Source organism: Sorangium sp. So ce362 (genome assembly GCF_051519845.1).
GTDB lineage: Bacteria > Myxococcota_A > Polyangia > Polyangiales > Polyangiaceae > Sorangium.
Genome location: NZ_CP150332.1, coordinates 2,308,193 through 2,334,837 on the forward strand (window position 1 = coordinate 2,308,193; position 26,645 = coordinate 2,334,837).

The window sequence follows — 26,645 nt, forward strand, 5'->3', positions numbered from 1 at the left end:
CCCCATGACGACAAGCCCACAACCGGCCCCGGGCTCAGAGCGCCCCGCGGCGTCTGCGCCGGCCGAGGGCGCTCACGGAGCGAGCCCGAAGAAGACGTGGCCGCTGATGCTTGCGGCGCTCGGGGTCGTCTACGGCGACATCGGGACGAGCCCCCTCTACGCGATGAAGGAGTGCTTCAGCCCGATCAGCCCGCATCATGTCGCTTCGACGCCGCAGAACGTGCTCGGCGTGCTCTCGCTCATGTTCTGGGCGCTGATGATGGTGGTGACCGTCAAATACGTGACGTTCATCACGCGGGCTGACAACGAAGGGGCGGGCGGCATCCTCGCGCTGCTCGCGCTCGTCCCGAACAGCGAGCGCAAGGGCGATGGTCGTGGCCTCCTCGTGCTCCTCGTCCTCATCGGCGCCGCGCTCCTCTACGGCGACGGCGTGATCACGCCGGCGATCTCGGTGCTCTCGGCGGTGGAGGGCCTCGAGGTCGCGACGTCGACGCTGAGGCCCGCCGTCGTGCCGATCACGTGCGCCGTGCTGCTCGCCGTGTTCCTCGTGCAGAAGCGCGGCACGGTCGGCGTCGGGACGATCTTCGGGCCGGTGACGCTCGTGTGGTTCATGGCGCTCACGCTGCTCGGGGCCAAGGAGATCCTCCACAGCCCTGGCGTGCTCCGGGCCGTCTCACCGACCTACGCCGTGAGCTTCTTCGCCGAGAACAACGTGCACGGCTTCCTGATCCTCGGCGCGGTCGTCCTCTGCATCACGGGCGGCGAGGCGCTGTACGCCGACATGGGTCATTTCGGCCGCGGGCCGATCAAGTACACCTGGTACACGATCGTCTGGCCGGGGCTGCTCATCAACTATTTCGGTCAGGGCGCCAAGCTCCTCGAGGACCCCGCCGCCGCGGCGAACCCGTTCTACGCGCTGGTCCCGTCGTGGGCGCTCTACCCCACGGTGGCGATCGCGACCGCGGCGACGGTCGTGGCGTCTCAGGCGCTCATCTCCGGGGCTTTCTCGCTGACGCAGCAGGCGGTGCAGCTCGGGTACTTCCCGCGCGTCACGGTGATCCACACCTCGAAGGACGAGGCGGGGCAGATCTACATCCCCGAGGTGAACAGCGGGCTCCTGATCTCGTGCCTCGTGCTTGTGCTCGCCTTCAAGAGCTCGAGCGCGCTCGCGGCCGCGTACGGCATCGCCGTCACGGGCACGATGGGGATCACGACGGTGGTCTACTACGTGGTCACGCGGAAGACGTGGGGCTGGCCGCTCTGGAAGTCGCTCCCGCTGGCCGGGCTCTTCCTGGTGATCGATCTCGCGTTCTTCGTGGCGAACAGCGCCAAGTTCTTCCACGGGGGCTGGGTGCCCATCGTGATGGGGGCGGCGATCTTCACGGTGATGACGACGTGGAAGACGGGGCGCAAGCACCTCGCCGCGGCGATCAGGTCGGTGATCTTGCCGCTCGACACGTTCCTCGAGGACGTGAAGCGCGTGAAGCCGCACCGGGTGCGCGGGACGGCGGTCTTCATGGCGTCGAGCCCGGAGGGCACGCCGCCGATCCTGCTGCACCACGTGAAGCACAACCAGGTGCTGCACGAGCAGGTGGTGCTCCTCTCGATCCAGGTGCTGAACGTGCCGGAGGTGCCGGCGGAGCGGCGCATGACGGTGATCCCGCGGGGCGAGGGCATCTACCAGGTGACGGCGTGCTACGGCTTCATGCAGACGCCGAACGCCCCGTCGGTGCTGGAGGGGTGCAAGCGGCACGGGCTCCACATCGATCTCGGGCGGACGAGCTACTACCTCGGCCGGGAGACGCTGCTGACGACGGGGAGCTCGAAGATGTCCCGGTGGCGAAAGGGGCTGTTCGCGTTCATCTCGCGGAACGCGCGGCCGGCCACGGCGTACTTCGGTCTGCCGCCCAACCGGGTGGTCGAGCTCGGCATGCAGGTCGATTTTTAGGGCGCGGCAGCGCGGCGATCAGGGCCCGGTGTACCGGGCGCGGGGCCGCAGCATGTACCCGGCCTCCCGCTGCTCGAACGCGTGGGCGATCCACCCCGCGGCGCGCCCCACCGCGAAGAGCGCCGCCGCCGAGCCGGCCGGCAGGCCGAGCGCTGCGGCGATCGCGACGAGGCCAACGTCGAGCGACGGCGGGTCGTGACCGGCGTCGCGCAGCGCGTCGACGAGCGCGAGGACCGTGCGCAGCGCCGCGCTCTGCGGCGCGAGCGCCCGGGCCGTGTCGAGCAGCGCCCGGGCGCGGGGGTCGCCCTCGGGGTAGAGCCGGTGCCCGAAGCCGGCGATGGGCTCGCCGCGGCGCAGCCGCTCGTGGACCGCGGCGGCGGCGCGCTCGGGCCGGCTCGCTTCGGCGACCAGGGCTTCCACCCGGTCGCTGGCGCCGCCGTGCCTCGGGCCGGAGAGCGCCGCGAGCCCGGCGCTGACGCAGGCGTAGAGGTCGGCCCCGGTGGAGGCGGCCACCCGGACCGCGAACGTCGAGGCGTTCAGCTCGTGATCGGCCGACACCAGCAGCGCCCGGTTCACGGCGCGCTCCGCCTTCTTCGTGGGGTTCGCGCCGAGGGCGACGAGCAGGCGCCGCGCCGTCCCCTCGGCCTCGAGGGCGGCGGTCGCCCTGCCCGCCTCCCGCCCGAGGCCGACGAGCGCCGCGAGCGATCGCACGAGCGCCCGCGCCCGCGCGCGCTCCGCGTCGCTCGTGGGGATGCGCCCGTCGCCCGAGGGCGCGCCCACGTGGCGGGTCGCGTCGTGCGCGCCGAGCGCGGGCACCACGAGCGCGAGCGCGGTGAACGGCGGCGCGCCCTCCGGCAGGAGCGCCGCGAGCTTCGCCGGGCGGACGCCCAGCCGGCCGGGTCGCGCCGCCGGCGCGCCCTCCGCCGGCAGCTCGCCGGTCCACAGCAGCTCGGCGACCGCCTCGAACGGCACGTCCTCGAGCGCCAGCGCGACCGCCTCCTTGCCCCGGTAGACGGGCCCGCGCGGGCCGATCGCCGTGAGCGCCGACTCGAGCACCGGCTCGCCCCACCGGAGCGCCTCGGCGGCGACGGGGCCGTGGCCGGCGCGCGCGTCATGCCGGGCCCTGAGCCGCTCGATGTCCGCCCTCAGGTAGAGCCGCGCGCGCCCTCGCCCGCCGGGCACGCCCCGGAGCACGCCTCGGCTCGCGTACGCATAGAGCGTCTCCCGCTTCACGCCGAGCAGCTCCGCCGCCTCGGCGCCGGTCACGTACGCCGAAGGCCGCTGCTCCGATTCAGGTAGATCAACCATGAGGGTCCATCAACGTCAGCTCCAGATCCCGTCGACCGATGCCGGAGGCGCGGCCCGCGGATCGCCGGGCGCCTGTGTCCCTCCTAGCACCGGCTTCCCCGGTCCTCGCCGGGATTCTTCGCGCAGGCGCGGGCCACGCGCCGGGTGGCCGCCGCCCGCGAGCGCCCACCGTGCGCCGCGCCCGAGCCGGGGAGGCGCGGGCTGGGCGACCCGCGCCCGGCGGCATCCTCGACGCACTCCGATAGCGTGCATGGTTGATTGTACAATCAAGGTTGATCAACTTCATGCGATGCCCAACATGTCCTCGGTGGAGGTGATCGGAATGAGGGACATGGCGGCGCCGCTCGCGAGCGGCCTGGAGGGTGTTGTGGTGGCGGAGACGCGGCTCTCGGAGGTGGACGGGGAGCGGGGGAGGCTCACCCTCGCCGGCCACGACGTCGAGGCGCTCGCCGGCGACGGCGGGGTGACCTTCGAGGACGCGTGCGGGCTGCTCTGGGGCGGCGCGTTGCCGTCGGCGCCTGCGCGCGAGTCGCTCCGGAGAGCGATCGCCGAGGGGCGGACGCGGGCCTTCGCGCTGCTCGGGCGGCTCGGGGACGCGCTCGACGCGGGCGACGGCATGGACGCGCTCCGCGCCGCGGTCGCGCACCACCGGGGCGACGCCCCGCCCGCGGCGATCGCCGGGGCGGTCGCGACGTTCGCGGCGGCCTGGTCGCGGCGCTGCGCGGGCGAGGCGCCGGTCGCGCCCGATCCGGCGCTCCGGCTCTCGGCCGACTACCTGCGCATGGTGCGCGGCGCGGCGGCGAGCGAGGCCGAGGCGCGCGAGCTCGATACCTACCTCGTGACGGTCTCGGACCACGGCATGAACGCGTCCACCTTCGCCGCGCGCGTGGTCACCTCGACGGGGTCGGACGCGATCTCGGCGGTGGTCGCGGCGATCGGCGCGCTGAAGGGGCCGCTCCACGGCGGCGCGCCGGGGCCGGTGCTCGACATGCTCGACGCCATCGGGGCGGCGGGCGAGGGCGGCGCGCCGTCCCCGGGCAGCGCCGAGCGCTGGATCCAGGCGGAGCTCGCGGCGGGGCGGCGGATCATGGGCATGGGGCACCGGATCTACCGGGTGAGGGATCCGCGGGCGGCGGTGCTCGAGCGGGCGATCGAGCGGCTCGAGCGGACGGCCGGCGGGGCGCGAGGCGCCCGGCTCGCGCTGGCGCGCGCGGTCGAGCGGGCGGCGGAGGCGGCCCTCCGCGCGCGGCACCCGGATCGCCCGCTGCGCGCGAACGTCGAGTTCTACACGGCGGTGCTGCTCGACGCGCTCGGGCTGCCGCGCGCGCTCTTCTCGCCGACCTTCGCGGTGGGCAGGGTCGCCGGCTGGTGCGCCCACATCGACGAGCAGCGGCGCGCGGGGCGCCTCATCCGGCCGAGCTCCCGTTACATCGGGGACGCCCCCGATGCGGCCGCTGTCCCCGGAGCGGCCGCTCCGCCGCATTGACGCCGAAGCGGCAGATGCTCCGCCAGCGCGCCAACAGGAGCGCCGCGCCGGCCCTCGACGGTCCCCAGGTCGACAGGCCGCGAGCCGAACTTATTGAAGAACCCAGACGGGCATTCCCCTCATCCCCGTCGTCCTGTCACCCTGCCGATCACAGATCGCCGACGAGGGCATTCCGCCGTCCTGGAAGGGAGAAAGTGGAACACGACGGGCACAGGTAGGACTTTGTTCGTCCAGCAAAGTTGGCGGCTTCGCGAGGTCACTGTTACCATGTTCAGTATGTCGCCCGCCGCTCTTGCCGCTCCTCTCGCCCGGGACCTCCTGCGCCACACCCTCCCCGAGTTCGAAGCGCGCGCCAAGACGCTGCCGCTCAGTATACAGGAAATCAACGAAGCGCTCCCGGAAGGGGGCCTTCCGCGCGGGGGGGTCGTGGAGCTCGCCGCGCCGCGGGGGCTGGGGCGCTCCACCTCGCTCGCCCTCTCTGCGTGCGCGTCGGCGCAGGTGGAGGCGCGGCTGCGCGGGACGAGCGCGACGGCGGGCGCGTGGTGCGCGTGGATCGACCCGAGCGGCTCGCTCTTCGCGCCGGCGGTCGCGCGCGCGGGGGTCGACCTGAGCCGGCTGCTCGTGGCGCGGCCCCCCGTGGAGATGCTCGCCAAGGTCGCGGTCCGGATGGCGATGAGCCGGGCGTTCGCGGTGCTCGTGATCGACGTGGCCGGGGTCCCGGGGGCCTTCGGTCAGGGCGCGGGGAAAGGGGAGCGGGGCGCGCCCGCGGCGGGGCGCCGCGAGGAGGACCTCGCGCGATGGGTCAACGTGGTGCGCAAGCTCGCCCTGGCGACCGAGGGGAGCGACGGGACGATCCTGCTCCTCACCGATCGCCAGGCGGCGCGGCCGATGCCGCTGCCGGTCGCGATGCGGCTGGAGCTCGAGCAGGTCGCCGAGGGGCGGTTGATGGTCCGCGTCGCAAAGGATCGCCGCGGGCGCGTGACCTCGCCGACACCGGTGGTGCTCGGGGATCGATCGCGGGAGAAGGCGGAGCGGGCGGCGGGAAGCGAGGCGCGGCCCGCGCTGTCGCGGGCGTGAGGGAGGAGAGGCGATGGCGACGAGGCGCATTGTGGCGATCGTGCTCCCGCAGCTCGCGTGCGAGCTGGTGAAGCAGCGTGGACCGGTCTCACCGAGCGGGAAGGCGCCGCTCGCGGTGATCATCGGGGGCGAGGAGGAGCGCCGGGCGGCGCTCGGCGCGCGGTCCGAGCGCGAGCCGGCGGCGCCGGTAGCGGTGCTCGACGTCGTCGACGACGAGGCGAGGCGGTACGGGGTGAGGCCGGGGCAGAAGGTCGTCGAGGCGGCGGCGCTGGTCGCGCACCTCGCGATCCACCGGGTGACGTTCACCGAGATGGACGCGGCGCTCGGCCGGGTCGCCGAGGTGGCGCTCGGGCTCGGGGCGACGGCGGCGATCCAGCTCGGCGAGCAGGGCGCTGCGGCGCGCGCGGGGGCGTCGCGGGCGGGCCGCGCTGGTGAGCGCGCCGCGAGCGCGGCGCGGAGCCCCTGGGGCGACGGCCCGTACGACACGGTGTGGCTCGACATCACCGGGGCGTCGCACCTCGTCGGCGGCGAGGAGGCGCTGCTCGGCGATCTCGGCGAGCGCGTGGCGGCGCTCGGCCACCGGGCGCGGCTCGCGATCGCCGACGGGCCGCGGCTCGCGCAGGCGCTGGCGCGCTTCGGCGCGCACGCGGACGGCGGGGCAGGGGCGGAGGCGCCGATCGCGCCGCCGGGCAAGGGGGCGCAGGCGATCGGGCCCCTGCCGGTGCAGGCGCTCCCGGTCGAGCGCGAGGTGGCGAGCTTCCTCGTCCGGCTCGGCGTGCTCCGCGTCGAGGATCTCGCGCGCCTGCCGCGGGCGCAGGCGGCGGCGCGGCTGGGCCCGCGGACGGCCGAGGTGATGGAGCTCCTCGCCGGCCGCGATCCCGTGCCGCTCCTGCCGTACGAGGTGCCCCGGTTGATCGAGGAGGAGGTGCTCTTCGACGAGCCGGTCGAGAGCGCCGAGTCGCTCCTGTTCGTGCTGCGCGGCATGACGTCGCGGATCGCGTCGCGGCTCGCCGCGCGCGGCGAGGCGTGCGGTCGGCTCAACGTGGCGATCGCCTACGATCGCTCGATCGCGCGGCTCCGCCTCGGTGATCGCGAGGACGACGTCGCCGCGCTCCTGGAAGACGAGGCGCGCGGCCCTTCGCTGCGCTTCCACGTCGACATGCCGGTGCCCCTCTCGGACGCGGGCGACCTGCTCCGCCCGCTCAGGGCGAAGCTCGATCGGATCGAGCTCGCGGCGCCCGCGGTGGGGGTCCACCTCATCGCCTCCCGCATCGCGCGCGCCCGCCGGGTGCAGCTCGATCTGTCGCGCGATCGGTCGGTCGATCCGGACAGCCTGCCGGCGCTCCTGGCCGAGCTCTCGGCCGAGATCGGCGCGGAGCGGGTGGGCGTCCTGGAGATCGCCGACGCGCACCGCCCCGAGGCGCGCTCGCGGCTCGTGCCGGTCGCGGACGAGGCGGCCACGGCGCGCGCGTCCGCCGCGGCCCGCGCGCGCGCCGCGGCGGATCGGGCCGCGGCGGAGCAGGGGGCGGCCGCGGGCGAGCGCGTGGAGGGCGCCGACGCGCCGGCGCCGGAGCCCGCGCGGCTCCTCGCGCAGCCGATCCCGCTCGGCCGCGTGGGGCGCGGGGCGATCGTGGCGGTCGACCGGCACCTCTACGCGATCGAGCGGCTCTCCTTCGTGATGCGGATCGACGCGGTGGAGTGGTGGACGCCCACGCCGGCCTCGCGCGATTACGCGCGCGCCTGGCTGGTCTCGGGCTCTCCGTCCGGCAGGGCCGCCCCGGCGCGCCTCGGCGAGCTGCGTCCTCTCCGCGACGGCGCGAGCGCGAGCTCCTGCGGTGAGGCGTGGATCTACGTCGACCGCGCGACGGGCGAGGCCTTCCTGCAGGGGTGGTGCGAGTGAGCGCCGGCGCCTCGGTGCCGTTCGCGGAGCTGTGCGGCCGCTCCTGCTTCTCGTTCCTCGAGGGCGCCTCGCACCCCGAGGAGCTCGTGCACCGCGCCAAGGAGATCGGCCTCGAGGCGCTCGCGCTCTGCGATCGCGACGGGCTCTACGGCAGCGTCCGCGCGCACACGGCGGCGAAGAAGATCGAGCAGCGCGTGATCGTCGGGGCCGAGCTGACGATCGGCGCGCCGCGCTCGGCGGTCGAGCGCGTCGCGCCGCGCGCCGAGCGCGCGCCGGAGGTCCAGCCCTCGGTGGTCCTCCTGGTCGAGGACAGCGAGGGTTACGCGAACCTCTGCCGGCTGCTCACGATCGCGCACGCCGATTGCGAGAAGGGTACGGCGAGCCTCTCGGCGGAGGCGATCGCGGCGGCGCCGCGGGGCCTCTCCGCGATCGTGCCGCTCGATCCGCTCGTGCCCGCGGCCGTCTCCGGCGCGCTCATCGGCGCGCTGCGCGACGCGTTCGGCGAGCGCGCGCTCGTCGCGACCTGGAAGCACCTCGACCGCCGCGACGGCGAGCGCATCGCGGCGGCCCTCGCGGCGGAGCGGCGCTACGGCCCCTGCGTGGTGCCGACCGCGCGCCCGCTCTACCATCACCCGTCGCGCAAGCCGCTCGCCGACGTGCTCACGTGCATCCGGACCAAGGCCACGCTCGATCAAGCCGGGACGCGGATCGCGCCGAACGCGGAGGCGTACGTGCGGTCCGGCGCGCAGATGGCGGCGCTGTTCCGCGATCATCCGGCCTGGGTCGCGCGCACGGTGGAGGTCGCGTCCCGCTGCCGCTTCTCGCTGGCCGAGCTCCGCTACAGCTTCCCGAGCGACGCCCTCTGCATGCCGGGGGAGACGTCGGATCAGGCGCTGCGCCGCCTCACCGAGGAGGGCTGCCGCGATCGCTACCCGGAGGGGACGCCGCCGCAGGTGCGCGCGCAGATCGAGAAGGAGCTCGCCCTGATCGCGAAGCTCGGCGTGGCCCCCTACTTCCTCAGCGTGCAGCAGGTCGTGAAGATCGCCCGCGCGCGGCAGATCCTCTGCCAGGGCCGCGGGAGCGCGGCGAACAGCGCGGTGTGCTTCGTGCTCGGCGTGACGGCGGTGGATCCGGCCCGGTCCAACCTGCTCTTCGAGCGCTTCCTGTCGGAGGAGCGCAACGAGCCGCCGGACATCGACGTCGATTTCGAGCACGAGCGCCGGGAGGAGGTGATCCAGGCGATCTACGAGATGTACGGCCGCGACCGGGCGGCGATGGTCTCGGAGGTGATCGCCTACCGCGGCAAGAGCGCGCTGCGCGAGGTGGGCAAGGCGTTCGGTTTCTCGGCGGATCAGGTCGACAGGCTGAGCGGCCTCGTGCTCCACCACGAGGCGGACATCACCGAGCAGCGGGTGAGCGAGGCGGGCCTCGATCCGGACGACGTGCGCGTCCGGCAAACCGTCCTGATGGCGAGCGCGCTGGAGGGCTTCCCGCGCCACCTCTCGATCCACGTCGGCGGCTTCGTGCTGTCGTCGGAGCCGCTGCACAAGGTGGCCCCGGTCGAGCCTGCGCGGATGGAGGGCCGCACGGTGATCCCGTGGGACAAGGACGACCTCGACGACCTCGGCTTCTTCAAGATCGACGTCCTGGCCCTCGGCATGCTGACGGCGATCCGCAAGGCGCTCGCGTTGATCCACGCGGATCGGTACGCCGAGCTCGCGGGCCCCTCGGCTCATGCGGCTCGTGACCCCGCGTCCGCGGGGCTCTCGGTCGGCGCGGCTCGTGACCCTGCATCCGCGGATCTCTCGGTCCGTGCAGGCCGGGGCGCCGCGTTCGATCCGATCGCGGCGCTCGCGCAGATCCCGCCGGAGGACCCGGCCGTCTACGAGGCGATCGGCCGGGCCGACACGGTGGGGGTGTTCCAGATAGAGAGCCGCGCCCAGATGGCGATGCTCCCGCGACTGAAGCCGAGCAAATTCTACGATCTGGTGATCGAGGTGGCGATCGTGCGTCCCGGGCCCATCCAGGGCGGGATGGTGCACCCCTACCTGCGCCGGCGGACGGGGCAGGAGCCGCCGGTGTCTCCGCACCCGTGCCTGGACCCTATCCTGGAGCGCACGCTCGGCGTGCCGCTCTTCCAGGAGCAGGTGATGCAGATCGCGATGGTCGGCGCGGGCTACACGCCGGGCGAGGCCGATCAGCTGCGCCGCGACATGGCGGCGTGGAAGAAGCACGGGCGCCTGGAGCGGCACCGCGGGCGGCTCATCCAGGGCTTCGCCGAGCGGGGGATCTCGGCGAGGTTCGGGGAGATGCTCTACCAGCAGATCCAGGGCTTCGGCGAGTACGGCTTCCCGGAGTCGCACGCGGCGAGCTTCGCGCTGCTCGTGTACGCGTCGGCCTGGCTCAAGGTGCACCACCCGGTGGCGTTCACCTGCGCGCTGCTCAACGCGCAGCCGATGGGGTTCTACAGCCCATCGGCGCTTGTGCAGGACGCGCAGCGGCACGGCGTCGACGTGCGGCCGGTGTGCGTGGTGCAGAGCGCGTGGGACGCGACCCTCGAGCCCGGCGCCGAGCCCTCGGCGGGGCCGGCGCTGCGGCTCGGCATGCGCCTCGTGAAGGGGCTCGGGGAGGCGGCTGGGGCCGCGATCGTGGCCGCGCGAGAGGAGGCGCCGTTCACGAGCCTCCCGGATCTCGTGATGCGCGCAGAGCTGAAGAAGAACGAGGTGGAAGCGCTCGCCGAAGCGGGCGCGCTCGCCGCGCTGGTGCCCGCCCGGAGAGAGGCGCTCTGGCGGGCGCGCGCGCCCCGCGTGGAGGGGTTGTTCGAGGGGGTGCCGATCGAGCGGGACAGGGACGTCGGGCTTCCGCCGCTCAGGCCGCTGGAGCAGCTCGCGCTGGATTACGGGCGCGTGGGCCTGTCGCTGCACGACCACCCGATGCGGCACCTGCGGCCGGCGCTCAAGCGGCGGCGCGGGGCCGGGCGCGTGCGGACCGCCGAGGAGATCAAGGCGGCGCGCAACGGGGAGAGCGTGCGGGTCGCCGGGATGGTGGTCGGCCGCCAGCGGCCGGCGACCGCGAGCGGCGTGACGTTCGTGACGCTCGAGGACGAGACCGGCGTGGTCAACGTCATCGTCCAGAAGCAGGTCTTCGCAGATCACCATCAGGTGGCGCGGCACGCCGCGCTCTTGCTCGTCGCCGGGCGGGTCGAGCGGCAGGGGGAGGTGATCCACGTGGTCGCGCGCGAGCTGGAACGGCTGGAGCTGCCGAGCGGCGAGGAGGTCACGCTCCGATCGCGCGACTATCACTGAGGGCGCGAAGAAGGCGTGCCCCCCCGGAGGGCGCAGGACGAGCGGTCGGCGGCGCGTGAGGCGCCCAGCGCGCGTCAGGGCGCGGCGACGACCTCGTCGACAAGCGAGAGCAGCGTCGCAGCGTCGAACGGCTTCAGGAGCAGCCGGGCGTTGACCTGCTGCAGGAACGCCTTGCTGCGCTCCGTGAAGGCGCCGCCGGTCAGGAACACGACGCGGCGCTGCTGCTCGGGTGCGTGCTCGGCGAGCGATGCGTAGAAATCCATCCCCGTCATATCGGGCATCATGAGGTCGCACAGGATGGCGTCGTAGCGCTCCCCGGCGCGGATCCGGGTGAGCGCGTCGCGCGCGCTCGCGGTGGCGGTCGTCTCGTGCCGCGGCTCGAGCGTCCCCGCGATGGCGCGCGTGAGCATCGGCTCATCGTCGATGATGAGGACCCGCTGTCGCGGCGCCGCCTCCGGCGCGGCCGCGGCGGGCCTGCCGCTCTCGCGCCGCCCGCTCGGCGCACCGGAGCCGGCGGCCGCCGGGGCGCGCGCCTCGCTGGCCGTGGCGGCGGGGAGGATGACGCGGAACGTGCTCCCCTCGCCATGGCGGCTCTCCACCTCGATCCGACCCCTCAGCGCCGCGACGATGGCGTGGCAGATCGCGAGCCCGAGGCCGAGCCCTTCGCCCGCTCCCTTGCTCGTGTAGAACGGCTCGAAGATCCGCCCGAGCGATCCGGGCGCGATCCCGGCGCCGGTGTCGCGCACCTCGACGACGACCCACCCGGCGGCATCGCAGCGCGTCGAGAGCTCGATCACGTTCTGCTCGGCGAGCCCTTCGGGGATGGCCTGCGCGGCGTTCACGATGAGGTTCAGGAAGACCTGCGCGAGCCGCGGCTCGTTCGCCTCGACGGGCGGCACGTCCTGGAAGCTCCGGACGACGCGGGCGCGGTGCCGGATCTCGTTCATCGCCATGTGAACGCAGGAGTCGAGCACCCGCCGGGGGTCGACCGGCCCGCGGCGGTCCTCTTCGGCGCGCGAGAAGCTGTGGAGATCGCGCACGATGAGCCGCACCCGCTCTGCGCCCTCGCGGGCGTCCTCCAGGAGGCTCAGCACCTCGGAGAGCTCGCTCGATGTCCCGCGGCCGTCGGCGTGAGGGCGAGCCCACGGTCCGCTGCGCGGAGCGCTGCTCCGCCGCTCCATCGAGCCGATGCGCCGGAGGGTCGCGTCGACGTTCGCGATGACGAACGCGAGGGGGTTGTTGATCTCGTGGGCGACCCCGGCGGCGAGCGTGCCGACGCTCGCCATGCGGCCGGCGAGGACGAGGCGGGCCTGCGTCTGCGCGAGCGCGTGGCGCGCGGCGGCGTCGCGCGCGGCGCGCTCTCGGGCGACGGCGAGCCGCGCCCGAGCGCCCGCGCCCTCGTTGCCCACGAGCAGGAAATCGCTCGTGCCCGCCGCGAGGATCCCATCGAGATCCGCGTCGCGCTCGGTCATCGCGAGGAGGAACACCGCCTCGCCGCCGGGCTGCGCCCGCACGCGGCCGCAGAACGCCGCGGCGCCGGCCGGGTCGCTCCAGTCGACGGCGAGCGTCAGCGGCGGCTCGCCCAGGCACCGCTCCAGCGCGCGCTCGGGATCGGAGACGACGGCGACGTCCGGCACATGGCGTCGGATCAGCGCTTCGAATCGCTCGCTCGCCGCGGCGCGCCCGCGGAGAAGCAGGAAGGCGACCGACTCCGCGCAGCCCATCGACGTCCTCTCCGTGTCCTTCGTAAACCCTTTACCGCATCTCCATCCCGGCGTGCAGGCATGGTGATCCCTCCCCCGGCGCCTGCCGCGCACCTTGCCGCGTCGCTGGCTCCTTTCGCGCCGTTCGCCCGGCGATTGGCTGGCCCCTGTCGCGGCCCCTGCGGTCGGCTCGCCGGTCGCGCGACGCTAGCGAGGGCTCGCCGTCGCGTCGTCGTCCGGATCGCCATCGTCGGCGACCCTCGACGCGCCGTCCGTGAGCGGCGGGTACAGGCTCTCGACGAGCTCCCCGGAGAGCCGCTCCGCGAGGCGCGCGTCCATCCGCGCCATCGCCTCGCGGAGCCGATCGATCTCCGCCGAGAGCTCCGCCCTGAGCGGCCGGCGCTGCGTCTCCTCGATCGCGGCGAGCTCCGCCAGCGCTTCCGCGAGGCGGGCGCGCGCCGCCTCGTCCGCGCCGCCCGCGCCGGAGGCCCGGACCAGGTGCTCCGTTACGCGCACGCGCCCGCGGTAGCGCACCCGCGTCCGCTCGAGGAAATCCCGGTACGGCTTCACGGTCCCGCTGAGGGCCTGCACCGCCGCCGCGAGCGCGCGCGCCTCGCCCCGCAGCGCCTCGCGATCGGCGTCGTCGAGCGCCGGGTTGTGCTCGACGTGGGCCTCGAGCGTGGCCAGCACCTCGCGGGCCCAGCGGAGGTGCCGGAGCCCCGAGGCGCCGCGCGACAGGCGCCGCCCGGCCGCCCCGCCCGAGCCAGGCCCCGCGCTCACGCCACCGCCGCCGCCGGCGCCGCCTCGCGCTCCGGGCGCTTCGCCGTCTCGTTGATCCGCACGCTGACGAGCTTCGACACGCCGGGCTCCTGCATCGTCACGCCGTAGAGCACGTCGACCGACTGCATCGTGCGCTTGATGTGCGTGATGAGGATGAACTGCGAGTGGCTCGTCATGCTCCGGATGGCCTCGTTGTAGCGGGTCACGTTCGCCTCATCGAGCGGCGCGTCGACCTCGTCGAGGATGCAGAAGGGCGACGGCTTGAACTGGAAGATCGCGAAGATGAGCGACACGGCGGTGAGCGCCTTCTCGCCGCCGCTCATGAGCTCGATGTTCCCGAGCTTCTTCCCCGGCGGCTGCGCCAGGATCTCGATCCCCGTCTCCAGCATGTCGTCGGGGTTCGTCAGCCTGAGCTCCGCCTGGCCGCCGCGGAACATCTTGGGGAAGAGCGCCTTGAAGCGCGCGTTGATGCCGTCGTACGTCGTCTTGAAGAGCCGCTTCGACTCGCGGTTCATCTGGGCGATCGCCTTCTCGAGGTCGTCGATCGCCTTCTCGAGGTCGGCCTTCTGGGTCGAGTAGTACGTGTACCGCTCCTCGGCCTCGGCGTGCTCGCGCACGGCGTCCAGGTTGACGGGGCCCATGCGGTCGAGCAGCTCCGTCAGCTCCTGGATGCGCGAGCGGTGCGAGGCGTCGACCGGCGGCCGCTTGTGGTAGTCGCCGACGACGCGGGCGAGCTCCAGCCCGCGGAAGCGCTCGCGCACCCCCTCGATGAGGTGGTTGTGCTCGACGCGCAGCCGCTCCAGCGCGAGCTCGTGCTTGCGGAGCTGCTCCGACACCGCGGCGAGCTCCTGGCGCAGCCCGCGCAGGTCGGCCTCGCGCCCCGCGTGCGCCTGCCGCGCCTCGTCCAGCGCGCGCCGCGCCTCGGTCAGCGTGGTCTGCGCCGCGTGCGCGTCGGCGACGGCGCAGACCAGCGCCTCGCGCGCGATGACGATCGTCGCCGCGGCCTTCCCGGCGGAGACCGCGCTCTCCGTCCGCTCCTGGTCGAGCCGGGCGATCCGGCCCCGGAGCTCGGTGCACGACCGCGTGAGCCGCTCGACCGTGCCCCGCGCCGCCGCGGCGCGCTCGCGCACGCGCGCGAGCTTCACCTTCCGCTCGGTCACGACCGACTGCTGCCCGAGCACGCGCTCGCGCCACTCGGCCGCCACCTGCTCGGCGTGATCGAGGCCCGCCGCCGCCGCCTCGCGCGCCGCGCGCCCGGCCGCGAGCTTGTCGCGCGCCGCCTGCTGCTCGCTCCCGCCGGCGTCGAGGTTGTCCGCGAGGTCCTCGAGCTCGGATCGCACCACGCCCTCGCGCTTCTGCGCCGCGGCGAGCTGCTCCTCCGCGCGGCGGAGGTCCTTCTCGGCCGTCACGAGCGCGAGCTCTCCCTCGTGCGCCTCGCTCCGCGCCCGCTCCAGCGCCGTCCCCACCTCGGTGATCCGCAGGCGGAGCTTCTGCTGCGCGTCGAGCAGCGCCGTCACCTCCTCCGACTTGGTCGCGACGAACTCGTGCAGCGCGCGCATCTCCCGCTTCTGCTCGATCATCCCGGCCGCGACAGCGTCGCCCGAGCCGCCGCTCACCACGCCGTCCTCGCGGAGGACCGTGCCGTCGAGCGTCACGAGCGTGCACCCCGCGCCCTCGGCCGCGAGCCGCGCCGCCACCTCGGCGGACGCGACGACCACCGCGTCCCCCACGAGCGCGCGCGCCAGCGCCTCGTCCTCGGGTGCGAAGACGAGCCGGTCCACGAGCGGCCCGAGCACCCCCTCGCCGCGGGGTGGCCGCCGCGCGGCGCCGGCCACGAACGAAGGCCGCGCCGCGATCACGCTGGCCCGCCCGCGGTTGTTCTTCGACAGATCGGCGAGCAGCGCGATCCCGCGCTCGACGTCGCTCACGACCGCGCACTGCAGCCGGTCGCCGAGCAGCCCCGCGAAGGCCGCGGTCAGCTCGGCCGGCGCCTCGATCCGGTCGGCCACGAGCCCGAGCAGCGCCGGATCCTTTGTCTTGAGGAGGTTCTTCACCCCGGCGCCGACGCCCTCCAGCCGCGCGTGCAGCTCCTCGAGCGCGCGGAGGCGGTTGCGCCGCTGCCCGAGCTCGTTCTTCGCGTGCTCCACGGCGCGATCGCTCGCGACCGCCTGCTCCCGCAGCGCCTTCATCTCGACGTCGAGGCGCGATCGCTCCTCCGCCGAGATCCGCTTCCCGTCGGCGAGCTCGGCCACGTTCCGCGTCAGCGACGAGCGCCGCCGCTCGAGCTCCTCCGACTCGTACATCAGCCGGCCGATCTCGTCCTCGAGCTTCGCGCGCCGCTGGCTCATCTCCGTCATGCGCCGGTCGAACCCGGCGAGCGACGCCTCGGCGGCCGCGACCGCCGCGGTGGCCTCGGCGGCCCGCCGGCGCAGCGCGGCGACCTCGTGCTCGGCGGTGCGCTCGCCGTGCCGCAGCTCCTCGAGCCGCTCGTGCTGCTCGAGCGCGAGCTCGCTCTCGCGCGCCTCCTCTTCGTCGACGCCGGCGAGCTGCGCCTCGAGCTGCTCCTTCTCGGCCGTGAGCTCCGCGACCGTCTTCTCGAGCTCTCCCTGCTCCTTGGCCGCGGTGACGAGCCGCTCTTCCAGGTGCCGCATCCGGTCGCGCGCCCGCGCGATCTCGGCCTCGTGGGTGCGCACCTGGTTGTCGGCCGCGAACGCCTCGTTCTGCGCCCGCTCGGCCCGCTCCTCGCACGAGAGGGCCTCGAGCCGGGTGACCTCGATCTCGGCCTCGCGCGCGGCGAGCGCGGTCCGGGCCGCCTGCTCGCGCTCGGCGTGCTCGGCCCTGCCGATCGACTCGCGCTGCGTGAGCACCGTGATCTCGAGGAGCTTGTGCGACGCCTCGTGGAGCACGAGGTCCTCGAGCTCCTTGCGGTAGTTCACGTACCGCTCGGCCTTCGCGGCCTGGCGCTTCAGGGACGCGAGGTTCCGCTGGATCTCGGAGACGATGTCCCCCACGCGGAGCAGGTTCTGCCGCGTCTGGTCCATCTTCTGCTCGGCCTGCTTCTTCCTGGCCTTGTACTTCGTGATGCCGGCGGCCTCCTCGATGAGCATCCGCCGGTCCTCCGGGCGCGCCGAGACGATGAGCCCGATCTTGCCCTGCTCGATGATGGAGTAGGCCTTCGTCCCGACGCCGGTGCCGAGGAAGAGGTCCGTCACGTCCTTGAGCCGGACCTGGGTCTTGTTGATGAGGTACTCGCTCGTCCCGTCGCGGAAGAGCCGGCGCGTCACCGCGATCTCGGCGTAGTCCCGGTACTCCAGCGGGAGCTGCGACGCCCCCGTCGGCTCGCTGTTGTCGAAGGTGAGCGTCACCTCGGCCATCCCGTGCTGCGCGCGGGTCTCGGAGCCGTTGAAGATGACGTCCGACATCGACTTACCGCGCAGGTGCTTCGCGCTCTGCTCGCCGATGGCCCACCGGATCGCGTCGACGATGTTGGACTTGCCACAGCCGTTCGGACCGACGATGCCCACCACGTCCGTGTCGAAATGGACCACCGTCCGGTCGACGAACGATTTGAACCCGCTGATCTCGAGCTTCCGAATGCGCATGACATCCCCGGACCGGCCAGGCGAGCTTAACGTATCGTCACAGCACGCCACGTACCGTCACATCTGGCTTTCCCCAGGGTCTACGTGGGCTGGTGCCGCGCGGCAAGACCGGATCCCGCCTCCTCACGCGCACATGGAGGACCAGGTCTTGCCCAGCTCAGGGCGTGGCGGCGGCGCGTGTGCGTATCGATGTGTGTCGGAAACGCAACGACCGCTCTTGGCAGCCGCCTTGACAGGTGGCTAACATGGCCATATCCCTCGCATTGTTCTGAGGAGTAGAAACGCCATGCCCACTTACGAGTACGCCTGCACATCTTGCGCGCATGAATGGGAGGCCGAGCAGTCCATCAAAGAGGCGGCGCTTTCCGATTGCCCGTCGTGCCACAACGCGACGGCCCGGCGGCAGATTTCGCGCGGCACGGGCTTCATTCTCAAGGGCAGCGGCTGGTACTCCGACCTCTATGCCTCGGGCTCGAACAAGCCGCCCGCGAAGTCGGAGAGCGACACGGGCAGCTCCTCAGGATCTGCAGGATCTGCGGGGACGGGCTCCGACGCCGGCTCGGGCAGCTCCTCGACGACGAGCGACAGCACCAAGAGCGACACCGGCGCCTCGTCCGGTTCCGCTTCCGGTTCCGCCTCCGCGGCGGCCTGACGCCACCCCGGCGAGCCGCGACGAGGTGTGACCCGCCGCGCGCGGCGTGGCGCCGTGGCGTTGCGCCCGGAGCGCTGCGTGTCCACGTGCGCCGGGGGCGGTGCTAGGGTGGCCGGGATGGATGAGAGAAAGCGACTTGAGGAGCTCCGCCGGCAGCTCACAGAGCTGGATCAAGAAATCCTGCGAAGCGTCGAGCGCCGGGCGCGCATCGCGCACGAGCTTGCCAAGCTGAGGACGGGCACGGCCCGGTTCGCCCCCACGGCCGACGCCGCCCACATCCAGGCGCTCGAGCGCGCCGTGACGCCGCCGTTCCCGCAGCGCGCGGTGCGGCGGATCTTCGTCGCCATCGACGCGGCCTCGCGCGCCTTCGAGGTCGCGCCCCGGGTCGCGTACCTGGGCGCCGAGGGCGACTACGGCTGGACCGCGGCGCACGATCACTTCGGGGTCGGCGGCGAGTTCGTCCGCGCGGACAGCCCCATCGCCTCCATCGAGGAGGTCGCGCGCTCGCGCGCGGACTTCGCCGTGGTCCCGTACGAGTCGTTCAAGGAGGGGCCGATCTTCCCGACCATCCAGGCGATCGGCGGCGCCGACCTCAAGGTGGTCGGCGAGCGCCAGCTGGTGCAGGCGCTCGACCTCGTGAACCGGACCGGCAACCTCGCCGACGTCGAGCGGGTGTACGCCTCGCCGCAGGACCACGTGGCCTGCGTGAACTACCTCGAGCTCCAGCACCCGCGCGCGCTGGTGCTCGACGTCCGGTGCCCGGAGGCCGCCTGGGATCTCGCGGCCGAGGACGCGGGCAGCGCCGCCATCGTCCCCCGCGGCTTCTCCGGCGCGCAGGAGCTCCGGGTCGCCCGCGAGAACGTCGGCGACGAGGGGGAGCTCCGGATCCGCTACGCGGTGCTGTCGCGGCTCCCCGCGCCGCGCTCGGGCCACGACGCCACGGCGATCCTCTTCAGCGTCCACGACCGCCCCGGCGGGCTCCACGACATCCTCCAGCACTTCAAGGAGCGGAGCTGCAACCTCCGCCGGGTCCACTCCCGCCCCGTCCCCGGCGAGGGCTGGGACTACGTCTTCTACGTCGAGGTCAGCGGCCACACGACCGATCGCGCGCTCGTCGCGGCGCTCGAGGGCGTGAAGCGCGAGACCAAGATGCTGAAGATCATCGGCTCCTTCCCGCTGGAGCGCCCCGACCCGCCGCACGAGCGACCTTGATGACGAACACGATGGTGCGGATGCTGCTGCATTCCCGGGGCGCCGCCGCCCTGCGCCGCGCGGCGGTCGCGCTCGCGATCGCCGCGACCGCCGTCCCGGCGCTCGCCGGATGCGGGGGCGCGGACGACAGCCTCGCGCTGGTCGGCGGAGAGAAGATCGACGCGACGGCGATCGATCGGGATCCCCTGGCCGTCCTGCCGAGCGGCGTGGTGATGCTCGGCTACCTCGACGCGGCGGCGATGTTCACCTCCGGCCTGGGGGGCGAGGTCAACCAGCTCATCACCAACCTGCTCCCGCTGGGCCCGGAGTCGAACTTCGTCCCGGCGCGCGACGTCGTGAAGATCTACGGCGGCCTCTACGCGATGCAGGGCGCGGACTTCTGCGCCGTCATGCAGGGGAACTTTGACGTCGACGCGATCCGCCGCTCCGCCGACGCCAGGACGGTCACCGTCATCGGCGCGCCGCTCGTGAAGACGCGCTACGCGGACAACGATCTCTTCACGGCCGGCAACGTCGGGTTCGTCGTGCTCACGCCGCACACGATCCTCACCGGCAACGAGACCGGGCTGCGGCGAGCCCTCGACCGGCTCCGCTTCAGCAAGCTGCAGCGCTCCGTGCCCTCGTGGATGGTCGAGCTGCTCGGTACGAAGAGCGCGTCGTTCGCCGTGGCCGGCGACCTCTCGAGCCAGCCCGCGGTCGCGTCGGCGGCGGGCCAGCTCCCGTTCCTCGCGGGCCTCCAGTACGTGCGCGTCATCGGCAACTTCCAGCCGCCCGGGGTCAACTTCGCCGGCGCCCTCACGTACACGGACCCGCAGAGCGCGGCGAACGGCGCCGTTGCGCTCCGCAACCTCGAGCAGATCGCCAGGATCGCGAGCCTGCTCTCGTCGTGGGGCTTCGGCTACGGCTCGGTCCCCCCGATGCAGGTCGCGCAGCGCGAGAGCGACGTCGGGTTCACGCTGCCTCTCGGCGAGGGGATCGTGCGCATGCTCCTCCGCACGGCCGCCGAGACGGCGAGGACCGCGGCGCTCGTGCGCTGATTCACGATTGATTCACGCCTGATTCACGCCTGATTCACGCCTTGCGGAGCGGCGCGCGCGACGGCGGCGCGGCGTGCGCGGGGTCGTCCGGCCACGCGTGCTTCGGGTAGCGGCGGCGGAGCTCCTTGGCGATGGCCGGGTAATGGCGCGCCCAGAACCCCGAGAGGTCGGTCGTGACCTGCACGGGGCGCTGGTTCGGCGCGCAGAGGTGCAGCACCACGGGCACCCGTCCGCCGGCGACGCGCGGCCCCTCCGCCATGCCGAAGAAGTCCTGTAGCCGCGACGCGAGCGACGGCGGCGCGCCCGCCACGTACTCGAGGCGCCCCCGCCGGCCGCCGGGCAGGACGATCGACTCGGGGGCGAGCTCGGCGAGCGCCCGCGCCTTCGCGGGGCTCAGCGAGGCGTGCACGGCGCCCGCGAGGTCCGCGTCGCGGAGCTCTGCGAAGCTCCTGCGCCCTTCGCAGAGCGCCTCGAGCGCGGCGAGCACCGCCTCGTCGCCCACGTCGGGCAGCCCGGCGTCCGGGCAGTGCGCGCGCACGAACGCGACCCGCAGGAGCCAGCCCGCGAGCGCGTCGCCCTTCACGAACGCCCGCCACCCCTTCGCCCTCGCCTGCGCGGCGAGCTCTCGCGCGGCCGCCTCCGAGAGCGGGCCGCCCGCGCCCGCGGCCGGCCGCGCCTCGTCGAGCACGAGCCCGTCGTACGAGAGCCGGCGCACGACCTCGACGCGCTCCGCGGCCGCGTTCCACGTCGCCTCCGTCGAGTCCCGGATCGCGTCGGTGAAGAGGTCGAGCAGCCAGTCGGCCTCGATCGCGCTCGCCGCCCGGACGACCGTGCGCGCCGCGCGTCCCTCGCTGCGCTCCTCGATGTCGACCGCGACGACGAGGTCGACATCGTCGATCACGCTCGCCTCGGAGAGCGCGGCCGTCCCGCCGGCGGCGAGCACGACCTCGCGCCCGCTCCGCCCCGAAGCGTTGGCCGGGCGGCGGAGGCGCCCCACCCGGTCGGGGTAGCCGGAGAGGATCGCGATGCGCTGCGCGATCTCGCGCGCCTCCAGCGTCTCCGGCGGCGCCGCGCTCCGGTGGTCGGCGAGCCGCGAGAGCTGCTTGCGCGTCCGCTCGACCGCCAGCGTGCGCGCCGGATCGACGCCCAGCCACCGCAGGCGGTCGGCGGCGAACCGCGCGCGGTCCGCCTCCTCGAAGGTCTGGAGCGCGGCGAGCAGATCGGAGCTGTGCCGCGCGTCGCTCCTCCGCGCGCGGCCCTCGCGTGGGCCCGCGGGCGCGCCGAGGTCGCGCTCCGCGACGAGCGCCGCGAGGGTGCACCCGTCGTCGGCGACGCCGCGCCGCTCGGCCTCGACGATCATCCGCGCCTGCCGCGGGTGCGCCGGGAAGCGCAGCATTCGCCGGCCGGTCGGGGTCATGCGCCGCCCCTCGTCGAGCGCGCCGAGCCGCACCAGCAGCGCCTCGGCCGCGGCGAGCCCGGCAGCAGGCGGCGCCTCCAGCCACCCGAACCCCTCGAGATCCGTGACGCCCGCGGCGCAGAGATCGAGCACCGTCTCCGCGAGATCGAGCCGGCGGATCTCGGGCGCCTCGTGCTCCGGCCGCGCGGCGAGATCTCCGCGCGTGTAGAGCCGGAGGCAGCGGCCGGGCCGCGTCCGTCCGGCGCGCCCCGCTCGTTGCGCCGCGGAGGCGCGGGCGATGGGCGCGACGCGGAGCGTCGGCAGCCCCGACCAGGGCGCGTACGCGGCCACGCGCGCGAGGCCGCTGTCGACGACCGCCACGACGCCATCGATGGTCACGGAGGTCTCGGCCACGTTGGTCGAGAGGATGATCTTGCGCCGGTCCGCGGGGCGCACCGCGCGGTCCTGCTCCGCCGGCGACAGCGAGCCGTGCAGCGGCAGGAGCAGCAGATCCTCGCTCTTCGCGAGGGGCGCGCACGCCTCCATCGATCGGCGGATCTCCGCGGAGCCTGGCAGGAACACCAGCACGTCGCCGTCGAGCCCCTCCTCGATGAGCTGACGCACCGACGAGGCGACCAGGCTCTCGAGCGTCCTGTCGCCCCAGTGCGCCGGAGCGCGGCGGTCGCCCGCGGCGTGGGTCGACGTGCTCGCGCGGGCGGCCGGCAGGTGCTCGATCGCGACGTCGAACATCCGCCCCTCGGCGCGCAGGGTCGCGCAGCGCGGGGCCTCGATCGCCGGTGCGCCGTGGGCGTCGACGGCCCCGGCCGCCGGGGCCTCGGGCGCGCCGAGGAACGCCGCGATCGGCCCGGCGTCGAGCGTCGCGGACATCACGATGAGGCGGAGATCGGGCCGCGCGCCGCGCTGCAGCCGCCGGAGCAGCGCCAGCGCGACGTCGCCCGCGAGGTGCCGCTCGTGGAACTCGTCGAGCACCACGGCGCTGACGCCCCGGAGCTCGCGATCGACCAGGAGCCGCCGCGTCAGCACGCCCTCGGTCACGAAGCGGATCCGCGTCGCCGGGCCGGCGGCCTCTTCGAAGCGCATCGTGTAGCCCACGGTCTCGCCCACGCGCTCGCCGAGCTCTTCGGCCACGCGCCGCGCCGAGAGGCGCGCGGCCAGCCGCCGCGGTTCGAGCACCAGGATCTCGCCGCGCTCCGCGAAGCCGGCGTCGAGCAGCGCGCGCGGCACGCGCGTCGTCTTGCCTGCGCCGGGCGGCGCCTCGAGCACCACGCTCGGGCGCGCGCGCAGGGTGGAGCAGAGATCGGGGAGGATCGGATCGATCGGCAGCGGTTGCATGGCTCCGGCGCTTCCCCCGCGAACGGCGCGGGGCCCCGGAGCCTAGCAACCCTTCGAGCGCGCGGACCTGTGATACTCGTCGATTCACCGTGAGCGCGACCGATCCGACCCGCCTCTCCGCGACCGCGCTCTCCGCGCTCCTGGCCGCGCGCGAGGTCAGCTCCGAGGAGGTCACGCGGGCGCACCTCTCGCGCATCGAGGCGCTCGATCCGCGGCTCCGCGCGTTCACTCAGGTGCTCCACGACGAGGCGCTCGCGGCCGCGCGCGGGCTCGACGACGAGCGCCGTCGCGGGGAGCACCGCGGCCCGCTCCACGGGCTCCCGATCACCGTGAAGGAGTCGCTCGACATGGCCGGCATGGCCTCCACGCTCGGCGTCGCGTCCCGCAGGGGCCACCGGGCCGCCGGCGACGCGGGCGTCACCGCGCTGCTCCGCCGCGCGGGGGCCGTGATCCTCGGGCGCACGAACGTCTCGCAGCTGCTCCTGTACAACGAGACGCGCAATCCGCTCTTCGGCCAGACGGCGAACCCGTGGAGCCTCGATCACAGCCCGGGCGGCTCGTCCGGCGGCGAGGCCGCCGCCGTCGCAGCGGGGATGTCGCCGCTCGGCATCGGCACGGACATCGGCGGCAGCATCCGCGTCCCCGCGCATTGCTGCGGGATCGTCGGCATGAAGCCCACGCTCGACCGCTGGACCAACCTGGGGAGCAACTCGGCGCTGCTCGGGCAGGAGGCGGTCCGCTCGCAGGTCGGGCCGATGGCGAGGAGCGCGCGCGACATCGCGCTCGTCATGTCCGAGCTCGACCCCGCGACCATGGCCGAGCTGGACGTGCGCGTGCCGCCCTTCCCGTTCACCGAGCCGGCGAGCGTCGAGGTGGCGCGGCTGCGCGTCGGATTCTACTGCGATGACGGGCTCGTCCCCACCTCGTCCGCCGTCGCCCGCGCCGTCGTGAAGGCCGCGTCGGCCCTGCGCGCGCGGGGCGCCGCGGTGGTGCCGTTCACGCCGCCCGGCATCGCCGACGCGGTCTACGGGTACTTCGCCGCGCTCTCGGCGGACGGCGGCGCGACCGCGCTGTCGCTCCTCCAGGGCGGCGAGCTGGGCGGCGACGCGGGCGACATCGACGTCTCGCTCCGCTCGCTCCGCACGATGGCGTCGCTCCCGCCGTTCGCGCGTCGCGCCGCCGCGCGCGTCGCCGGGCTCGCGGGCGAGCGGCGGCTCCAGCGTCTCCTCGAGGTCACGGGGCCGAAGTCCGTCGCCGAGCTCTGGCGCGCCACGCACGCGCTTCGCGAGGCGCGCGCCGCGATCGCGTCGGCGATGCGCGCCGAGTCGCTCGATCTGTTGCTCTGCCCGCCGTACGCCACGCCGGCGCTGCCGCACGCCGCGTCGCGCGACTTCGTCCTCGCGGGCAGCTCCGCGATGCTCTGGAACCTCACGCAGTTCCCGGCCGGCGTCGTCCCGGTGACCCGCGTGCGCGGCGGCGAGGCGCGCCGCGAGCGGCCGCGCGACCGGCTGGAGAAGCGGGCCGCCGAGATCGATGCGAAGAGCGAGGGGCTGCCCGTCGGGGTGCAGGTGGTCGGCTTCCCCTTCAGCGACCACGTGGTGCTGGCAGCCATGATCAGCATCGAGGACGAGCTCGCCGGCGAGCCGGATCGGCCCGTCACGCCCGTCTCACCGCCTCCGCTCGCCTGATGACGCGGCGAGCCCCCGGGTGCCGGGTGACGTGAGCGACCCCGGGACGCGATGACGGGGCCACGCCGCCGCTGCCCGGCGCTCCACGGTCGACAAGCAATTGAGCCCTACAAAGCCGAAAGGTCCGCCGGAGAATCTTCTCCGCCGGACCAGTCGGGGCGAGTGGATTCGAACCACCGACCCCTTGACCCCCAGTCAAGTGCGCTAACCAGGCTGCGCTACGCCCCGAGCCACTCCGCCGCCACGTTTCGGTGCGGAGCGAGGCGGACCCTAATCGAAGCCTTGAGAATTGCAAGGGCATCGCGTCGTGGATCGCAGACCCGCTCCGGACGGGGCGTCCGGCGCTGGCCGGAGCCGGGGGCGCGCCGCGGCTTGCTCGGCGAGGAGGCCGTTGCTTTCAGCGCGAACGCGCGGGCGCGCGATCCGAGCGGCGCGGCGGGATGGCGCGGAGCGCGGCTGCGAGGCTCTCTGCCGTGCCTTCCGCCACGAGGATTCCGTCGTCGTCCCTGGCCCACGCGACCACGTCGCCCGCGTCGCACGCGATGACGGGCACGCCGAGCGCGCGCGCCTCGCGGATCACCGTGGGGGCGGCCTCGTGCGATGACGGGTGCAGCAGCACGTCCGCCGCGCCGATCCACGCGAGCGCCTCGCTTCGCGGGAGCGTGCCCGTGAAGCGCACCGCCGCGCTGCCCGCGCTGCCCGCGGCGCTGCCCACGCCGCCGGCGCCGCGCGAGCTCGCCGCGGCGGGGGCGCCGCGGCGCGCGATGCGCTCGAGCGCGGCGCGCTCCGGACCGTCGCCGACGATGACGAGCCGCAACCCGGCGTCCGCCGCGCGCGCCGCCTCGATCGCGAGCTCGACCCGCTTCGTCGGGATCAGCCGGCACGCCACGACGGCGAGGCGCTCACCGGGGCGCTGCACGAGCTCGCTCCGGAGCGCGCCCGCGCGCTCGGCGACGAGCGGCAGATCGATCGCGGGCGGCGCGACGCGCGAGGCGAGGGCGAGCGCGCGCGCCTGCTCCGGAGCGAGCGCGCCCGCGAGCGCGTCGCGCAGCGCGCGCGCGGCGAACACGAAGCGCGCGTCGCGGCGGAGGAGCGAGCTAACCACCGCGGCGCGCGCGGGGCGCGGCGCGCGGAGCAGGAGCCGCACGTCGGCGCCGTGCGCGTGCACCTCGAGCGGCGCGCGCGGCAGGGCGAGCAGGAGCGGCCACGCGCACGGGACAATCCAGTGCGCTACCGCGCGGTCGACCGGCCCGAGCTGACGGAGCCGATCGAGCACGGCGGCCGCGAACGGCGCCACGGAGAGCAGCCGGATCGGCGACTCGCGCGCGCGCGCCACGGCGCCCGGCCACGCGAACAGCGCGCCCCCGCCTGCCCGATGGACCACGAGGGCGCCGTCCCGCGAGGGCGGGTCGAGGACCGAGCCCCCGGCGGCGATCACGTGAACCTCGTCGCCGCTGCGCGCGAGCGCCTGCGCCGACGACCGCACGAAGTGGCCCGAAGGATCCTCGTCGCTGATCGGATAGGACGTCGTGACCACGACGGCGCGCATCGAGACCTCAGGGAGCCGGGGCGCGCCACGCGCGTTGCCTGTGCGTCGGCGCCGCATGGACGCGCGCAGCCCGTGTCACATCGACGTCGTCGAGGCTGTCGCTGGACAAAAATGACAAGACGCAGAGCACGCCGCGGGGGCTTGACTCAAGCGTCCGCGCGCGTCTTCTGCGTCTTGGCCGGTTGCCCTTGCGCGAGGGATGGTCGCGCTAGGCGACCATGTCCATCTTCGACCGCTTCCGGCGGCGGCGAGCGGCCTCGGAGGCCTTCTTGCGCCGCTTCACGGACGGCTTCATGTAGTGCCGGCGCCGCTTCAGCTCGCGGAGGATCCCCTCGGCGGCCATCTTCCTCTTGAGGTGTTTGATGGCGCGCTCGATGCCCTTGTCGCCCACGGCGACCTCGAGCGGTTTGCACTGAATGGCGTCGGTCGGCATGTCTCGAAGCGTCCTCTTTAGCTGGGAAAAAACTTGGCCCAGTTGGCGGGCGAAATGCGAGCCGGCGGGGGCCCGGCAGCGCGGGGCGCGCACTATGGCAGAGGCTTTCTGGCCTCGCAAGAGCCATCCCCCCAGGCACGGAGCGCGACGCGGCGTCGCGTCGTCCGCGGTCGATACGACAGATTTGCCTGATTCGAGCTGGAATTACCAGGCTCA

At 74.1% G+C, this 26,645-nt stretch carries 16 protein-coding genes and 1 tRNA gene; 9 read left to right on the forward strand and 8 right to left on the reverse strand.

Going from position 1 to position 26,645, the window contains the following annotated elements; translation table 11 throughout:
- Positions 1-4: 4 nt before the first annotated feature.
- Positions 5-1,948, forward strand: coding sequence for a potassium transporter Kup (locus WMF17_RS09185; RefSeq protein WP_437648936.1), 1,944 nt, complete (start codon positions 5-7; stop codon positions 1,946-1,948).
- Positions 1,949-1,966: 18 nt separating this feature from the next.
- Here the strand turns inward: WMF17_RS09185 and WMF17_RS09190 are convergent, their stop codons facing one another.
- Positions 1,967-3,256 (reverse strand): citrate synthase family protein, encoded by a 1,290-nt coding sequence (locus WMF17_RS09190; RefSeq protein WP_437601587.1) that lies wholly within the window; start codon positions 3,254-3,256, stop codon positions 1,967-1,969.
- Positions 3,257-3,545: 289 nt separating this feature from the next.
- Here WMF17_RS09190 and WMF17_RS09195 point away from each other — a divergent pair, with 289 nt between their 5' ends.
- From WMF17_RS09195 to WMF17_RS09210, 4 genes are all read left to right on the forward strand, one after another.
- Positions 3,546-4,742 carry a citrate synthase gene (locus tag WMF17_RS09195; RefSeq protein ID WP_437601588.1) on the forward strand — a complete coding sequence of 399 codons (1,197 nt, stop codon included), beginning with the start codon at positions 3,546-3,548 and terminating at the stop codon, positions 4,740-4,742.
- A 267-nt stretch (positions 4,743-5,009) separates the two neighbouring features.
- Positions 5,010-5,819 carry a recombinase A gene (locus tag WMF17_RS09200; protein ID WP_437648937.1) on the forward strand — a complete coding sequence of 270 codons (810 nt, stop codon included), beginning with the start codon at positions 5,010-5,012 and terminating at the stop codon, positions 5,817-5,819.
- Positions 5,820-5,832: 13 nt separating this feature from the next.
- Positions 5,833-7,719 (forward strand): DinB/UmuC family translesion DNA polymerase, encoded by a 1,887-nt coding sequence (locus WMF17_RS09205; RefSeq protein ID WP_437601589.1) that lies wholly within the window; start codon positions 5,833-5,835, stop codon positions 7,717-7,719.
- Positions 7,716-11,024 (forward strand): error-prone DNA polymerase, encoded by a 3,309-nt coding sequence (locus WMF17_RS09210; protein ID WP_437648938.1) that lies wholly within the window; start codon positions 7,716-7,718, stop codon positions 11,022-11,024. The genes WMF17_RS09205 and WMF17_RS09210 overlap by 4 nt, the downstream gene beginning before the upstream one ends.
- A gap of 74 nt (positions 11,025-11,098) precedes the next feature.
- On the opposite strand, the gene WMF17_RS09215 is transcribed toward WMF17_RS09210, so the two are convergent.
- The 3 genes from WMF17_RS09215 to smc all read right to left on the reverse strand — a co-directional run bounded on the left by WMF17_RS09215 (position 11,099) and on the right by smc (position 17,109).
- Positions 11,099-12,748, reverse strand: coding sequence for a hybrid sensor histidine kinase/response regulator (locus WMF17_RS09215; protein WP_437601591.1), 1,650 nt, complete (start codon positions 12,746-12,748; stop codon positions 11,099-11,101).
- Positions 12,749-12,934: 186 nt separating this feature from the next.
- Positions 12,935-13,507 carry a hypothetical protein gene (locus tag WMF17_RS09220; protein WP_437601592.1) on the reverse strand — a complete coding sequence of 191 codons (573 nt, stop codon included), beginning with the start codon at positions 13,505-13,507 and terminating at the stop codon, positions 12,935-12,937.
- Entirely contained in the window at positions 13,504-17,109 is a 3,606-nt protein-coding gene (smc, locus tag WMF17_RS09225) for a chromosome segregation protein SMC (RefSeq protein ID WP_437601593.1), read from the reverse strand. The genes WMF17_RS09220 and smc overlap by 4 nt, the downstream gene beginning before the upstream one ends.
- 286 nt (positions 17,110-17,395) lie before the next feature.
- On the opposite strand from smc, the gene WMF17_RS09230 reads away from it, so the two are divergent.
- The 3 genes from WMF17_RS09230 to WMF17_RS09240 all read left to right on the forward strand — a co-directional run bounded on the left by WMF17_RS09230 (position 17,396) and on the right by WMF17_RS09240 (position 20,010).
- Positions 17,396-17,761 carry an FmdB family zinc ribbon protein gene (locus WMF17_RS09230; protein ID WP_437601594.1) on the forward strand — a complete coding sequence of 122 codons (366 nt, stop codon included), beginning with the start codon at positions 17,396-17,398 and terminating at the stop codon, positions 17,759-17,761.
- Positions 17,762-17,878: 117 nt separating this feature from the next.
- Positions 17,879-18,973, forward strand: a complete 1,095-nt coding sequence (locus WMF17_RS09235; RefSeq protein ID WP_437601595.1) for a bifunctional chorismate mutase/prephenate dehydratase — start codon at positions 17,879-17,881, stop codon at positions 18,971-18,973.
- Positions 18,973-20,010 (forward strand): hypothetical protein, encoded by a 1,038-nt coding sequence (locus WMF17_RS09240; RefSeq protein WP_437601596.1) that lies wholly within the window; start codon positions 18,973-18,975, stop codon positions 20,008-20,010. The genes WMF17_RS09235 and WMF17_RS09240 overlap by 1 nt, the downstream gene beginning before the upstream one ends.
- A gap of 34 nt (positions 20,011-20,044) precedes the next feature.
- On the opposite strand, the gene hrpB is transcribed toward WMF17_RS09240, so the two are convergent.
- Entirely contained in the window at positions 20,045-22,759 is a 2,715-nt protein-coding gene (hrpB, locus tag WMF17_RS09245; protein ID WP_437648939.1) for an ATP-dependent helicase HrpB, read from the reverse strand.
- 89 nt (positions 22,760-22,848) lie between these two features.
- Here hrpB and WMF17_RS09250 point away from each other — a divergent pair, with 89 nt between their 5' ends.
- The gene (locus WMF17_RS09250) at positions 22,849-24,447 is read left to right on the forward strand and encodes an amidase (RefSeq protein ID WP_437648940.1); all 1,599 of its coding nucleotides are present in this window, start codon (positions 22,849-22,851) and stop codon (positions 24,445-24,447) included.
- A gap of 153 nt (positions 24,448-24,600) precedes the next feature.
- Here WMF17_RS09250 and WMF17_RS09255 read toward each other — a convergent pair.
- The 3 genes from WMF17_RS09255 to rpsU all read right to left on the reverse strand — a co-directional run bounded on the left by WMF17_RS09255 (position 24,601) and on the right by rpsU (position 26,429).
- Positions 24,601-24,675: transfer RNA gene (locus WMF17_RS09255), tRNA-Pro, on the reverse strand.
- Positions 24,676-24,844: 169 nt separating this feature from the next.
- Positions 24,845-25,996 carry a glycosyltransferase gene (locus WMF17_RS09260; RefSeq protein ID WP_437601599.1) on the reverse strand — a complete coding sequence of 384 codons (1,152 nt, stop codon included), beginning with the start codon at positions 25,994-25,996 and terminating at the stop codon, positions 24,845-24,847.
- A 208-nt stretch (positions 25,997-26,204) separates the two neighbouring features.
- Positions 26,205-26,429 carry a 30S ribosomal protein S21 gene (rpsU, locus tag WMF17_RS09265; protein ID WP_012234386.1) on the reverse strand — a complete coding sequence of 75 codons (225 nt, stop codon included), beginning with the start codon at positions 26,427-26,429 and terminating at the stop codon, positions 26,205-26,207.
- Positions 26,430-26,645 lie beyond the last annotated feature (216 nt).

What these genes read in the sequence shown, in the direction of transcription:
- smc (WP_437601593.1), bottom strand. Translation starts at nt 17,109, where the DNA reads ATGCGCATTCGGAAGCTCGAGATCAGCGGGTTCAAATCGTTCGTCGAC.
- WMF17_RS09195 (WP_437601588.1), top strand. Translation starts at nt 3,546, where the DNA reads ATGCCCAACATGTCCTCGGTGGAGGTGATCGGAATGAGGGACATGGCG.
- WMF17_RS09230 (WP_437601594.1), top strand. Translation starts at nt 17,396, where the DNA reads ATGCCCACTTACGAGTACGCCTGCACATCTTGCGCGCATGAATGGGAG.
- WMF17_RS09215 (WP_437601591.1), bottom strand. Translation starts at nt 12,748, where the DNA reads ATGGGCTGCGCGGAGTCGGTCGCCTTCCTGCTTCTCCGCGGGCGCGCC.
- WMF17_RS09185 (WP_437648936.1), top strand. Translation starts at nt 5, where the DNA reads ATGACGACAAGCCCACAACCGGCCCCGGGCTCAGAGCGCCCCGCGGCG.
- WMF17_RS09235 (WP_437601595.1), top strand. Translation starts at nt 17,879, where the DNA reads ATGGATGAGAGAAAGCGACTTGAGGAGCTCCGCCGGCAGCTCACAGAG.
- WMF17_RS09240 (WP_437601596.1), top strand. Translation starts at nt 18,973, where the DNA reads ATGACGAACACGATGGTGCGGATGCTGCTGCATTCCCGGGGCGCCGCC.
- WMF17_RS09205 (WP_437601589.1), top strand. Translation starts at nt 5,833, where the DNA reads ATGGCGACGAGGCGCATTGTGGCGATCGTGCTCCCGCAGCTCGCGTGC.
- WMF17_RS09200 (WP_437648937.1), top strand. Translation starts at nt 5,010, where the DNA reads ATGTTCAGTATGTCGCCCGCCGCTCTTGCCGCTCCTCTCGCCCGGGAC.
- WMF17_RS09260 (WP_437601599.1), bottom strand. Translation starts at nt 25,996, where the DNA reads ATGCGCGCCGTCGTGGTCACGACGTCCTATCCGATCAGCGACGAGGAT.
- rpsU (WP_012234386.1), bottom strand. Translation starts at nt 26,429, where the DNA reads ATGCCGACCGACGCCATTCAGTGCAAACCGCTCGAGGTCGCCGTGGGC.
- hrpB (WP_437648939.1), bottom strand. Translation starts at nt 22,759, where the DNA reads ATGCAACCGCTGCCGATCGATCCGATCCTCCCCGATCTCTGCTCCACC.
- WMF17_RS09190 (WP_437601587.1), bottom strand. Translation starts at nt 3,256, where the DNA reads ATGGTTGATCTACCTGAATCGGAGCAGCGGCCTTCGGCGTACGTGACC.